At 39.6% G+C, this 12,305-nt stretch carries 16 protein-coding genes; 4 read left to right on the top strand and 12 right to left on the bottom strand.

Annotated features, from left to right (window positions below):
* Positions 1 to 53 precede the first annotated feature (53 nt).
* The 6 genes from M313_RS0104925 to M313_RS0104900 all read right to left on the bottom strand — a co-directional run bounded on the left by M313_RS0104925 (position 54) and on the right by M313_RS0104900 (position 3,612).
* A complete protein-coding gene (locus M313_RS0104925) occupies positions 54 to 689 on the bottom strand; it encodes a methanogen output domain 1-containing protein (RefSeq protein ID WP_010193039.1) in 636 nt (211 codons plus the stop codon).
* A 15-nt stretch (positions 690 to 704) separates the two neighbouring features.
* A complete protein-coding gene (locus M313_RS0104920) occupies positions 705 to 1,115 on the bottom strand; it encodes a thiol-disulfide oxidoreductase DCC family protein (protein ID WP_029326344.1) in 411 nt (136 codons plus the stop codon).
* 152 nt (positions 1,116 to 1,267) lie between these two features.
* Positions 1,268 to 1,885, bottom strand: coding sequence for an RsfA family transcriptional regulator (locus tag M313_RS0104915; protein ID WP_010193037.1), 618 nt, complete (start codon positions 1,883 to 1,885; stop codon positions 1,268 to 1,270).
* A 92-nt stretch (positions 1,886 to 1,977) separates the two neighbouring features.
* Positions 1,978 to 2,739 carry an enoyl-CoA hydratase/isomerase family protein gene (locus M313_RS0104910; RefSeq protein ID WP_010193035.1) on the bottom strand — a complete coding sequence of 254 codons (762 nt, stop codon included), beginning with the start codon at positions 2,737 to 2,739 and terminating at the stop codon, positions 1,978 to 1,980.
* Between the two features lie 136 nt (positions 2,740 to 2,875).
* Positions 2,876 to 3,049: a 50S ribosomal protein L32 gene (gene rpmF / locus M313_RS0104905; protein ID WP_010193033.1), complete on the bottom strand. Its 174-nt coding sequence runs from the start codon at positions 3,047 to 3,049 to the stop codon at positions 2,876 to 2,878.
* Between the two features lie 47 nt (positions 3,050 to 3,096).
* Positions 3,097 to 3,612 (bottom strand): YceD family protein, encoded by a 516-nt coding sequence (locus M313_RS0104900; protein ID WP_010193031.1) that lies wholly within the window; start codon positions 3,610 to 3,612, stop codon positions 3,097 to 3,099.
* Positions 3,613 to 3,771: 159 nt separating this feature from the next.
* On the opposite strand from M313_RS0104900, the gene M313_RS0104895 reads away from it, so the two are divergent.
* Complete coding sequence (locus M313_RS0104895) at positions 3,772 to 5,016, top strand: nucleotidyltransferase (RefSeq protein ID WP_010193029.1); 1,245 nt, start codon at positions 3,772 to 3,774, stop codon at positions 5,014 to 5,016.
* A gap of 362 nt (positions 5,017 to 5,378) precedes the next feature.
* On the opposite strand, the gene M313_RS0104885 is transcribed toward M313_RS0104895, so the two are convergent.
* Both M313_RS0104885 and M313_RS0104880 read right to left on the bottom strand, forming a co-directional pair.
* Entirely contained in the window at positions 5,379 to 6,404 is a 1,026-nt protein-coding gene (locus M313_RS0104885) for a SepM family pheromone-processing serine protease (protein ID WP_010193027.1), read from the bottom strand.
* Positions 6,394 to 7,191 carry a patatin-like phospholipase family protein gene (locus M313_RS0104880; protein WP_010193026.1) on the bottom strand — a complete coding sequence of 266 codons (798 nt, stop codon included), beginning with the start codon at positions 7,189 to 7,191 and terminating at the stop codon, positions 6,394 to 6,396. Before M313_RS0104880 ends, M313_RS0104885 begins: the two co-directional genes overlap by 11 nt.
* A 327-nt stretch (positions 7,192 to 7,518) precedes the next feature.
* On the opposite strand from M313_RS0104880, the gene spoVV reads away from it, so the two are divergent.
* Positions 7,519 to 8,775, top strand: a complete 1,257-nt coding sequence (gene spoVV / locus M313_RS0104875) for a dipicolinic acid transporter SpoVV (protein WP_034774366.1) — start codon at positions 7,519 to 7,521, stop codon at positions 8,773 to 8,775.
* 61 nt (positions 8,776 to 8,836) lie between these two features.
* Here spoVV and coaD read toward each other — a convergent pair whose 3' ends face one another.
* The 3 genes from coaD to M313_RS0104860 form a co-directional block, all read right to left on the bottom strand.
* Positions 8,837 to 9,325: a pantetheine-phosphate adenylyltransferase gene (gene coaD, locus M313_RS0104870; RefSeq protein WP_010193023.1), complete on the bottom strand. Its 489-nt coding sequence runs from the start codon at positions 9,323 to 9,325 to the stop codon at positions 8,837 to 8,839.
* 1 nt (position 9,326) lies between these two features.
* Complete coding sequence (gene rsmD, locus M313_RS0104865) at positions 9,327 to 9,899, bottom strand: 16S rRNA (guanine(966)-N(2))-methyltransferase RsmD (protein WP_029326342.1); 573 nt, start codon at positions 9,897 to 9,899, stop codon at positions 9,327 to 9,329.
* Between the two features lie 489 nt (positions 9,900 to 10,388).
* On the bottom strand, positions 10,389 to 10,706 hold the full coding sequence (locus M313_RS0104860) for a hypothetical protein (protein ID WP_010193019.1): 318 nt from the start codon (positions 10,704 to 10,706) through the stop codon (positions 10,389 to 10,391).
* A 94-nt stretch (positions 10,707 to 10,800) separates the two neighbouring features.
* Between M313_RS0104860 and M313_RS0104855 the strand changes: the two genes are divergently transcribed.
* Positions 10,801 to 11,190 carry a DUF7147 family protein gene (locus M313_RS0104855; RefSeq protein WP_010193018.1) on the top strand — a complete coding sequence of 130 codons (390 nt, stop codon included), beginning with the start codon at positions 10,801 to 10,803 and terminating at the stop codon, positions 11,188 to 11,190.
* A gap of 86 nt (positions 11,191 to 11,276) precedes the next feature.
* On the opposite strand, the gene M313_RS0104850 is transcribed toward M313_RS0104855, so the two are convergent.
* Positions 11,277 to 11,552, bottom strand: a complete 276-nt coding sequence (locus M313_RS0104850; RefSeq protein WP_010193017.1) for a YlbG family protein — start codon at positions 11,550 to 11,552, stop codon at positions 11,277 to 11,279.
* A 134-nt stretch (positions 11,553 to 11,686) separates the two neighbouring features.
* Here M313_RS0104850 and M313_RS22725 point away from each other — a divergent pair, with 134 nt between their 5' ends.
* A complete protein-coding gene (locus M313_RS22725; RefSeq protein ID WP_010193015.1) occupies positions 11,687 to 12,019 on the top strand; it encodes a hypothetical protein in 333 nt (110 codons plus the stop codon).
* Positions 12,020 to 12,305: the final 286 nt, after the last annotated feature.

Genomic DNA, 12,305 nt, shown 5'->3' with positions numbered 1-12,305 from the left:
AAAAAAAGGTAATTGCCTCAACCCAGGCAATTACCTTTTTACTTTGGTTTAAATTAATTTCTTCCCATTTGCACCTGTTTTTTCAAGCTTTCCAATTCGTCCAATAACTTGACGACCAGTTCATCACTTTTAAGCAGCTCCTCATTCAACAACACAATCGTTTCATTTTTCCATTGAAAGGGGTCTACATTTTCAGGTGTCCGAGGTAGATTTTCATAAACATCTCCATTGCTGAATTCATTTGCTTTAAAATAGATAACCACTTCACAGCCAAGGTCACCAATGGCTATCCGTTTTTTCAAATCAACTTTCCCGTAGCCAAACTTTCGTGAGGCAATACCCCCAAAAACACTAGAAGTCATATTACAAAGATGTGGAGCATCCTTTACCATTTCGCCAAAAGGACAGCGGTTCGCTTTTACAATGACATACTCAGGAGTAATGGATGAGACATAGAATTCCCCACCAATGGAATTTTTCAATTCTACAATCACTTCTGCATATTTGTTTACAGACCAATCATCTTCTCTGTTACCATAAAAGTCCTCGATCCATTCCCCTGTTCTCAATCCTATTTGGCGAATATATTCTCCGGCTGTTTCCCCCACAGTCTTTTCATGGATAAATGCATATTGCGTAATTAGTTTCGAAAGAAATATCGAGCCAGTCAATCGTGTTTTAGTGCTCATTACTCTCTTCCTCTCCTATAAAAATCTTTGTTTCATTTCCGGATTGGGCAACATACATTCGTCTTTCTTTCCGAACCATCTATATCGATTTTTCGCAACAAAGGAATAAACTATATCTCTTAAAGGTTTAGGTATAATGATCAATGGATAGAAAAGCTTCCACGCGCCATCTAATTTTTTTGCCACTTTTAAAGCCGCTGTCGACTTTGTATATAATTTCTTGCCTTCAACATAATAAAAGCTATCAAACTGGTCCAAAGGGAGAGAGTGCTCCAATAAGATGGTTTGTCCCACTTCAGATTGAAGCGAAGCAAATTTAAAAGTAGCGTTTTGATCACGTTTTATCACAAAAGTCACCATTGAATTACACAAATTACATACCCCATCAAAAAGAAGGACAGGGTGCTCAGTATTAATTTCAGGCATGATACCTCCCCTTTCAGGAACCATCCAGATCATTCCATTCCATTACTTCTTCATTATACAACTAATAATTTAATATGTATTCTTTTAACTATAATTATTATTAACTAACGGAAAAAACCACCCTAGTTAAGGATGGTCTCAAGCTTAAGGTGCTATTTTTCCACTCTCTCCAAATTTCCGTTACGATCCATTTGGAATTTCACTTTTTTGTTTTTTTCATCATCCTGCAGTACGACCATTTTCCGGGCACGCTCCATAATTTCGATTAAAGCCCGATAATCTTCTTCTACCAAATTCATGGATGATTCCAGTTCCAGCTTAGCCTCTGCTAGATGTTTAATGTCCGCTTCTAGCTGTTCCACTTTCTTTTTTAAGCTACAATTCTCTTCTTTGATTTTTGTATATTCATTTTCTAGTTGCTCCAGATGGTTCAAATAACCGATCACTGCCGATATTGTCAGGTTATCACCTGCATACAATTTATTATTAATTGCATTATAAGTATTTTCAAAGGCAACCGGCTGTGGAGCAGCTTGCTCTTTCTTTAGCTCTTTACGTTGTTTCTTTGCCAGTTCAATTCCTGTTGCATATTGTTTTCTCACATAAGAATTCCACCTGAAACCACATGCAGCAGATGTTCGAGAAAGCTTTTTCCCCACTTCCTCAAACGCAGTCAATTGGGTGCCACCTTCTCTTATATATCGTAAAACCACTTCCGCCAACAATAAATCTTCATCTTGAGTCCAAGCATCTTGACGAACAGTAGACATATTGCTATCCCCCTAACACACTTTTTTACCCTATACATATGCGTGTAATAGAAAAGATAGACTAAACGTTATGTAAAATGCCCTATATTCTCTTATTTTTTCTTGTTTTCTAGAAACGCTTTTACGGCATCGTGATGTTCATCTTGTTCCCAAAGGATAGAACATTGCTCTATCTCAGCTAGCATTCTTTCTTTTAAAGCTGACTGTTCCCACTTTGATATGAAACTTTTTTTATAGCTTCTTAATACTGCGGAAGAAACTGCAATCTCCTCTCGTAATGACCGGGAATCAAAAAATGAGACTGCTTTTTGGATAAAGCCTAACTCCACTGCTTCACTTGCTGTATATGTACTTGCTGACGACAGCATTTTAATCGCACTCGCATGTGGCACCTTTTCCATTAACATGCTCGCTCCTCCCCAACCTGTGGTTATGCCCAGTCTTCCCTGAACAAATCCGAGCTTTGCATGAGAAACAGCCCAGCGCTGATCACATGCCGACGCAATTTCACATCCTCCCCCAATTGCTGTACCATTTATTAAAGCAACGGTTGGCACCGGCAAGGTCATGAGATTATATAATATTTCTCCCATTTTTGAAAGCATGCTATAGGCTTCTTCTTTTGTATGTAATGCGTGAAATACGGATAGGTCCCCACCGGAGCAGAAGGATTGATTTCCATTTCCCGTGATGATGAAAGCTCTTATGGCATGGTTTTCTCTTACTTGCTTTAGTGAAGATTTTAATTCGTTCATGACATCATAATCGATGGCATGTCGTTTGTCTGGACGGTTGATGGTAAACCAGAAGAATTGGTCTTCATCTATGTGAGTGTGGACTTTCGTATCTGTCATTATTTTGCGGACCACCTTTTTTGGAGTATTGTGTTTATTTTAACTTATTTATTGGCGGGTGTGGGGAATATTTGTAGTCACTTAGAAAGGAAGTCAAATAAAAAAAGCACAAGGCATCAGCCCTATGCTTTTTTTATTATTTATTTACTACTTCTTTCCCTTTGTAAGTACCGCATGCCGGGCATACACGGTGTGATAATTTCTGTTCACCGCAGCTTGGGCATTCTACCATACCAGGAACTTGTAGTTTAAAGTGTGTACGACGCTTTCTTTTTACAGTTTTAGACGTTCTTCTGAAAGGTACAGCCATTCTTCCCACCTCCTTAAAAAATGAGCATCTACTACATCATGTAATGTCTACTCTTTGTCTTTCTCAAAAAACTTAGCCAGTCCTGCAAGTCTTGGATCCACTTTTTCCTGTGTTTCCTCTTCTGAAATGACGCCCCAGTCTTTACCGGATTGGGGAGCTGCCTCTTCCTTATCGGGAGAGTCACTGAACACTTGCATCGGCACTTCGAGGATAATCGCTTCTCGAATAATTGGAATTAAATCGACAACGTCTCCTTCGACCGTATGCAACTCTTCTTCGTCTGTTTCATACTCGTCAGGCTGAAAAAGATAAGTTTCAGTTGTTTTTATCGTAAAAGGATAGTCCACATCAACCAACGTACGTGAACATGGTAAAACCATACTACCTTCCACAGTTAGATGAAACGTAGCTTTTTTTGAACTTAAATCAGCTCTTCCAGTTACGTGAACTGGTTTGACAGATCGAATTTCACTATGTGCCGTAATTTCACTTACATCAACTGTTTCATCGATTTCTAAACCTTTATGTTGTAACTGATTTAACTGGAATAATGTCCATTTCAACAAGATATTCACCTCAAGGCAACAAAAGTAATTATAGCTTTCGCATGTTTATTTGTCAATATTTTTTCTTTACACTATAATTATAGACATAATAACGTATTTTGAACAAGTATCCAAGTAAATAATTGAAGAATGAAATATAGTTGGAGTGGGTGTGAGATGAAATCCTTAGGTGTAATTGTGGAGTACAACCCTTTTCATAATGGGCATTTGTTTCATTTGACAGAATCAAAGAGACTTACAGGTGCAGAAGTTGTTATTGCTGTAATGAGTGGACAATTCCTTCAACGGGGAGAACCTGCACTTGTTTCCAAGTGGACCCGAACAAAAATGGCCCTTTCTAACGGCATTGACATTGTCGTGGAGTTGCCGTACGCATTTGCTACCCAGAAAGCAGAAGTTTTTGCTAGTGGTTCCATCTCTATTTTGTCTGGATTAAAATGCGATAATGTTTGCTTTGGTAGCGAACAGGGAAATATTCAGGATTTTGAACGTACCATTCAATTGATGAACGAACATAAAGAAACATATGATACGTTTGTTCAAGAATTTATCGCACAGGGGTACAGTTTTCCAAAAGCCTCTTCCTTGGCCTTCTTAAGGTTGACAGAAAACAAGGAAAAAGTTTTAGATCTGACGAAACCAAATAACATCCTTGGGTTTCATTATGTGAAAGCGATACAAGAACAAAAAAGTTCTATGCGACCTTGTACGATTGAACGAACCGGTGCAGGCTATCATGATCCTGAATTCAATGATTCTCCCATTGCTAGTGCAACAAGCATAAGGAAACATCTTTTTGACAATAGCGGGAACATTGAGAAGGTCCAAAGGTTTGTGCCTGAACCTACTTATGATCTGTTAGGCCACTATAAACAGCATGTAGGTAGTTTTCATCAATGGGAGGATTATTTCACCCTCCTTAAATATCGCATTCTCTGTAGTACCCCCTCAGAGCTCTCAGCGATATACGAAGTCGAAGAAGGTCTCGAACACAGGTTAATACATACGATGAAAGAAAGTTCCTCCTTCCATGAATTTATGACAAAGTTAAAAACAAAAAGATACACGTGGACAAGACTGCAGCGTATGTGCACGCATCTTCTTACCAATACGAAGAAAGATACAATGCTGCATGTTTCCGCTTCTAAGCAAAGTGAGTATATTCGTTTGTTAGGGATGTCAAAGCGTGGACAGGCCTATTTAAAGCAAATTAAAAAAGCAGTGGAAATCCCCATACTTTCTAAAGTTTCTGGTGTGGAAAATGAAATGCTTGATATGGATATTCGAGCAACAAATACTTATGCCATGAAGTTTCAAGAGCCTGCTCGGAGTGATTGGATGTTGCAGGAGTTCTCCAAACCGCCTATACGCTACGATGAAACAGAAGCTAGGTTCATCTAAGAAAAACCGGGCAAAAATCGCCTGGTCCTTTTTAGTTACTTGGTAATGCTCCGCTGTTGATTGGAGCGTTAGCTGAGACTCGTACGGGGGAGTAGCGACAATGTTGAGACCCCGCAGGGCGTAGCCCGAGGAGGCTCAAGGTCGCCCCGTGGAAATCGAAGCCGTTTGCGGAAATCAACAGCGGTGGTTTAATAAAATCTAACATCAAAGACTTTTTCAGTGGCCATAAGCGTTGTGAGGAGGCTTACGGGCCGCCCGCAGACAAGCGAAGCGCATGGAACGGAAATCAACAGGATTTTATACTTCCTTATCTTTAAAAAAAGAAAAACGCCTCATCCAAAAAATGGTGAGGCGTTTTCCCTTTATTCACTTTTAGTTTCCAACTGCTCCAAATACTCAACCGCATCTTCAAATGTATCTACAGGTACAATTTTCATGGATGTGTTAATATCTTCTGCTGTTACAAGAGCTTCTTGATAATTGGAGCCTTCTACACCTTTTTCATTCGGCGCAAAGAAAATATCAACTCCTGAGTTATCGGCTGCAACAATTTTCTGGGAGATGCCGCCGATTCGGAGCACTTCTCCTTTTTCATTGATTGCTCCTGTGCCTGCGATATCATAGCCTTTGGAAATGTCTTCGTCTAGAAGTTGGTTATATATTTCCAAGGAGAACATTAAACCTGCTGATGGCCCTCCAATTTGTGCAGAATTTATGGTAATAGGTGGATCCATCGTAATTTCGTAATCAGTCAATAAACTGATTCCAAGGCCAGCACGGTCTGGATCTTCCGGATGCTCTCCTAATGTAATGGAAGTTGTTTTTTCTTCCTCGTCTCGATCATAAGTGAGCTCTATTGTGTCTCCGATGGATTTTTCCCCGACCACTTCCATCAGTTCCTCTGCTGTAGCTGTTTCTTTCCCATCAATATGTGTAATACGGTCGCCAATATCTAGCTTACCTTCAGCTGCTAGTCCTTTTTTTACACTAAAAACATATACTCCCTTAGAAACAAGTTCGACCTCTTTACCGGCCTTCTCATAAGCTATTTTTATAGCTGTTTCCTTGGAACTTTCCATCATATGTAACTGGCGGTAGTTATACTCTTCATCCGTTTCATCCTCAGCACGGATCTGGTTAATAGGGAAGATATTTTGGTATTCGCTTACTTTTGCAAAAGCATACGTAAAAATGTTGGCCTTTCCCATTTTAACCGTGGTCAGCATAAAGCTTCCTTCGTCTTCATCCCCGCCTTCTACAGATACAAGCGGTCTTAATTCCTGTGCATCACCTGGACGTGTTACATAATAAGGCAATGTCACAAAATTCAAGACCACCGCCAGCACTATCCCAATTAGCAGGGACCTCATAAAATATCTACTTTTCATGTTGCTGTTTCTCCTTCCACTCCTCTATCGTCTTCTTAATATAGGGAATTTGCAGTCTAGTTGCTTCTTCACCGATTCGGATAATTTCCTCAATGTTGGTAAATGCCCGTGAACTGTAATGAGCAACAGCAGGTCTAATCATGACATCAGCCTCAGTTTCACTTCGTTTGACCAACTCATTTTGCATAATATCAATTGTTTGCAAAATAACATCGAAAATCGAGTCAACCGGTTCATTCGTTTTGACTTGCGAAACGTCTATTGCTATAACGATATCCGCACCCATTTCTTTTGCTACGCTAGCAGGAACACGGTCTACCACTCCACCATCGACAAGCAAACGGCCATTTACCTTTTCAGGTACAAAAATTCCAGGAATGGAAATACTTGCCCTTACGGCATCCGATATAGGCCCGCTCGTTAAAACTACTTTCTCCGCCTTTTCCAGATCTGTCGTAACGATGGAAAGGGGGATGTCTAATTCTTCAATGTTTTTGTTTTGAGTGAACATCCGGATAAGTTCCTTCACCCGGTTTCCACTTACAAATCCCATTTTCGGTACAGTAAAGTCTAAGTAATACTTTCGTTTAAATGCAGTGGCAATTTTATAAAGGCGGTCCATATCATGTCCCATTGCATAGAAGCTTCCTACAAGTGCCCCCATACTGCTTCCGGCGATAAGATCCACGCTTATATTTTCTTCTTGCAATACTTTCAGTGCGCCAAGGTGTGCAAAACCCCGTGCCCCACCAGATCCCAATGCTATTCCTACTATAGGTTCCTTCAAGTTATCACCTCAAGCTGTGTACAGCCACCTAAGCTTTACAGCAACCAAATTATCAAGTCCTATACCATTATCCTTTGATTCCTCTAATTTATCATACGCTAATCCTTTTTCTTGGTGAACAAACTGTGAAGACTTGGGTCATTTTAGGTTCTATTCCACCATCCCTTTTACGTATATTGAAAGGTAAGGTGACGGGACAAACCTGGTTGCCAATCAAGGGGTAATTATTATTATTCTAACAAAAACCCATTCATTCTTGTACAAAAAAGAAATGGAGAGCTAATTCTTAATTTGAAATAGTGGATATATTACTTGTTTTTTATGCTTATGAAGGGGGTTAATCGGTTGGACTATTCGAAAGTCAAGACAGTTATTTTTGCTATTATTATTTCCCTGCTTACACTATCCCTTATTCTTAACCCTCAAGCTTCTTTTCAAGCAAGTGTAAGGGGACTTAATATGTGGTGGGATATAGTATTCCCCTCTCTTTTACCTTTTTTGATAATCAGTGAACTGCTGATCGGATTTGGGGTTGTGGCTTTTATCGGCGTTATACTAGAGCCATTAATGCGACCACTCTTCAGGGTGCCTGGAGTCGGAGGTTTTGTATGGGCAATGGGAATGGCGTCGGGTTATCCTTCTGGAGCGAAATTAACAGTGAGACTGCGTCAGGAAAACCAAATTACACAAATCGAGGGCGAACGCCTTGTTTCCTTCACCAATTCATCAAATCCACTATTTATTTTTGGTGCTATAGCTGTTGGCTTTTTCCACAATCCTAAGGTCGGGATTATACTTGCTGCGGCCCATTATTTAGGAAATATCTGTGTCGGTTTAATTATGCGATTTTATGGTCCTTACTATGTTTCCAAGCGTCAAGAAGACCTTTCTAGAACCCCTCAAAAAGTTTCCATCAGAAGAGCCTTTTCTGAATTACACAAAACGCGTCTAAAAAACAATAAGCCTATTGGCAAGCTACTTGGAGATGCGGTATTGTCCTCTGTTCAGACACTATTAATGGTGGGGGGATTCTTGATCCTCTTTTCGGTGTTAAACAGCATGCTTTCCTTATTTTCCGTTACAGCAATACTTGCAGCCATTATCAGTGTTTTACTTGGAATTTTCGATATTTCAAAAGATCTTAGTTATCCTCTCATTTCAGGCCTGTTTGAAATAACGCTTGGCGGAAAACTGACAAGTGAAATTTCAGGGGTCAGTCTAATGGAACAGATTATCGTGACAAGCTTTTTCCTCGCTTTCAGTGGATTTTCCGTTCAAGCACAGGTTGCAAGCATTCTGGCGGAGTCTGATATTCGCTTTAAACCTTTTTTTCTTGCCCGTATCCTGCATGGTATCTTTGCAGCAGTCATTACTTTTATTCTATGGCACCCGTTAAATCAAAAGTTAAAAGGGTTTGAAACAGCTGACGGAGAGCTTCCTGTCTTTTCACCATATTTGCCTGAAGGTTTTTGGGAAACCGCCTTTGGTCTGTTTCAGACATATGGTCCGATATTTACGATTACAATGTTATGGATATACCTGTTGCTTCTGTTAAGAGGAGCAGTTAAAAACGAACATGCTTAAATTAAGACAAAGAAAAAAGCTCTTATGAAAATTAAATAAATCTTTCATAAGAGCTTTTAGTTTAATCTTTATTAGTAAACTTTTTTTTCAGTTCCGCTTCCACTGTCGGCGGAACTAATTCTGAAACGGATCCATTGTATTTCGCTACTTCCTTCACAATGCTTGAACTTAAAAATGAGTACTGGTTGTTGGTCATCATGAATAATGTTTCAATACTTTCATCTAACACCCTGTTCATAGATGTAATTTGCATTTCATATTCAAAATCAGAAACAGCACGCAATCCTCTGACTATAGAACTGGCATTCTTGCTGTGTGCATAATCAATAAGCAAGCCATGGAATTCTTCTACTTCTACATTTCCAAACTCTTTAGTCACCTGCTTGATCATATCAACCCGCTCATCAACAGTAAATAGTGGTTTTTTAGATGAGTTGTTCAATACACAAACATACACCTTATCAAATACTTTTGAAGCTCTTTTGATGATATCTAGATGCCCAAAAGTAACCGGATCAAAACTTCCCGGACAAACTGCTACACTTGCCACGTCATTCTCCCCCTTTTTCTCCACTGCTATGGTGGTAAACGGAGATGACCGTCAACCCATAGACTTCCTTTCTTGTTCTTTGAAACGCACCAAGTATTTCAGGCAACTCCACTTCGTTGCTATGTTCTGCCATAATTAGTCCGTTTTGTTCCAGAAGATCAAAATCGCTTATTTTATGTATCAATTCTTCTAAGTTATGTTTCTTATACGGGGGATCTAATAAGATTAAGTCAAATTTGATTTCACGCTTTTTTAAAGCGTTTAATGCTCTGACAGCATCGTTTCGATAAACTTCAACCTGCTCCCCTACTTGAAAAGTTTCTATATTCTGCTTGATTGTCTGGATGGCTTTTCCATCCTTGTCGACAAAAATCACCTTGTCCACTCCGCGGCTTAACGCCTCTATACCGAGAGATCCGCTCCCGCCAAACAGGTCAAGCGCCAAACCTCCGTCAAAATAAGGACCGATCATATTAAACACGGACTCTTTCACTTTATCTGTCGTCGGTCTCGTATTCATTCCCGGAACCGCTTTCAATTGTCGACCTTTCCATTTCCCTGAAACTACTCTCATATTCTCACCATACTTTGTTTCTAAATTACCAATCAACAATATCCTATCATATTCGACATGAATTTCAAAAGCATTTCTCGGGCGCAATTTAGTTTTATCAATTGTGTATAGCATTACACCTTTTGGTTCATACTTATTGTTAACAACATCCTTTCGTGTGATGTTGTTGCCAACCGCGGAGAAGACTTACGTTTCCCCATAAGTTCTTCCTCCGGTTTCTCCTCTCCCTTTGCCTTCTTAACCTTGATTAGTTTCAAGGGATGGAAGGACCCTGCCCGGACATCCGAGCAGGGTTTTTTTGTGGGATCTATTATACAACGCTGTTGATTTCCGCAAATGGCTTCGCTTTCCTAGGGGCGCTGCTGGAGCCTCCTCGGCTGCGCCTGCGGGGTCTCCACCTAGCGCTATCTCCCTCAGGAGTCTTCGCCTTTTGCTCCAATCAACAGCTAGAAACCGGCTCATTACCATACCAGAATTTAGTCCAGTAATTTATGTCGGCATGTCGAGATCAAACACATTCTCATTTGTCTCACATTGGTATAAACATAGTTCTCCCCATTCGTCCTGGTTCAGGATGCCCTTCTCTGAAACATAGCCTTCTAATTCTTCGAGACTGCTTTCTTTTAATTCTTTTTCTTCTTCCTTGGTTAAGAGACCTTCTTGAACAAGATAGTATAAAATCCCTGTTACCAACATCCCTTTAATAGGTAGACCCTTATTGGACGGGGAAACATTCTTCCCGTAAAAATGGTCATGAATATACAAACTGATCAAACCTGCTATTAGAATCAAGGTGAACCAAAGCATCGGCATACCTCCTTCAAGCATTATATTCTCTTCAATTTTCAAATGGAACATGGTAAAGTATGTTTGAGTAAAGCACGTTGAGAGGAGAAATAACATGATACAACGATTTATAGAACTCGGGGAAGGCTACTCTGATATATATGAACTTATGGAGCTCGCAAGAAGTAATAAAAATAGACTGCAGCATCTTATCATGCTCCATACAGTGAAAAATGAACGAAAATTATCATCTTTTGTTGTTGTCATGAAACCAACAAACCCTGGTGATTTCCAAGCTCTTTACATCAGTTTGGAAGGAATTCCGAACCACCAATTCCAACGGAATAAACGCGCTGATCTTTTTCAAGCTTTGGCAACAGAGTTAGATAAGGAAATCATTCAATTCGAAGTAAAACCTACTGAAGTCTTCGCAGAAAAAGAGCTTTACTTTCAATATTTAATTGGAATTTTGCGGTTAAATCATTATATTCCCGCTTTAAGGTAATCATGAAACATATCAGTGTCGGACATCTTTAGTTAATAAAAAAAAGCAGTACAAAACCTAATTACTTAAGTTTGTACTGCTTTTTTTTATAAGCCCATCTTATAGTCATACTCTTTTGCTTTGTCCGGTCTGGAGTTTTCATAATGAGTTTTAATGGAAGGCTTATGAGAAACTTCTACCTTTTTTACATACGATTGCCTATTTAGCTTTTCCACTAATACTTCCGTATCCTCACTGTTACAGTAGAACAGAACATATTTCAATTTTTTTGATATATAGATGACATTTCCATAGCGCCTAAGCAGCTTGGCTTGCTTCAATGAATGGAGCCACACTACAATGCCTTGTCTTTGTGATAGCATATAATTTACCCCTTTAAGAAGATTAATCCACGTTTTTATTATAGTTTAGCATGAATGGAAATATTATGACATACTTTAAACTCACCTATTGGGGAATATTTCGATCATTAACATAGAAAGAAAGGGCGTTTTCCATGGAGCTGGAACAGATTTGGAATGTTTTTTTAGAGGAACTAGATAAAAATGATATAGTCATTTGCTGTTTCAGAAAACATGTAGCTGGTATTCCTTTTCTATATATAGAGGTTGATCCTGATCATATTTCTGGTTGGGAGGAAAAAGGAAGATCTTTTATTGGAGTTTGTTCTAAAGTAGCGATGCATAAGAAGAAAGTAACGGTGGAGACGCATTTTGTGCGAAGAGATAAAGGCCTTTTTGTTTACAGACACCGCTTTTATGTACCTCAAGAAAAGATGTTCTGTTGTGGCAACCTTTGTGATGATTGTATTCGGTTAAGAGTTAAATAAGTTAGATCCTTTAACGCCGCTGTTGATTTCCGCAAAATGGCTTCGCTTTCCTAGGGGCGGTGCTTGAGCCTCCTCGGCTTCGCCGAGGCCACTGAAAAAGTTCTTAATTTTAGATATTGTTAAGACACCGCTTTTGATTTCCGCAAATGGCTTCGCTTTCCGCGGGGCGACCTTGAGCCTCCTCACTTCGTTGCGGGGTCTCAACAATGTCGCTTCTTCCCCCGCTGGAGTCTACGCCATTTGCTCCATTCAAAAGCTAAAAATTGAATGTACAATTCGTACTTAA

The organism is Bacillus sp. m3-13 (genome assembly GCF_000175075.1).
GTDB classification, from domain to species: domain Bacteria; phylum Bacillota; class Bacilli; order Bacillales; family Bacillaceae_I; genus Sutcliffiella_A; species Sutcliffiella_A horikoshii_C.
Note: the sequence above shows the minus strand (reverse complement) of the source record. Positions and strands in the feature narration are given on the sequence as shown.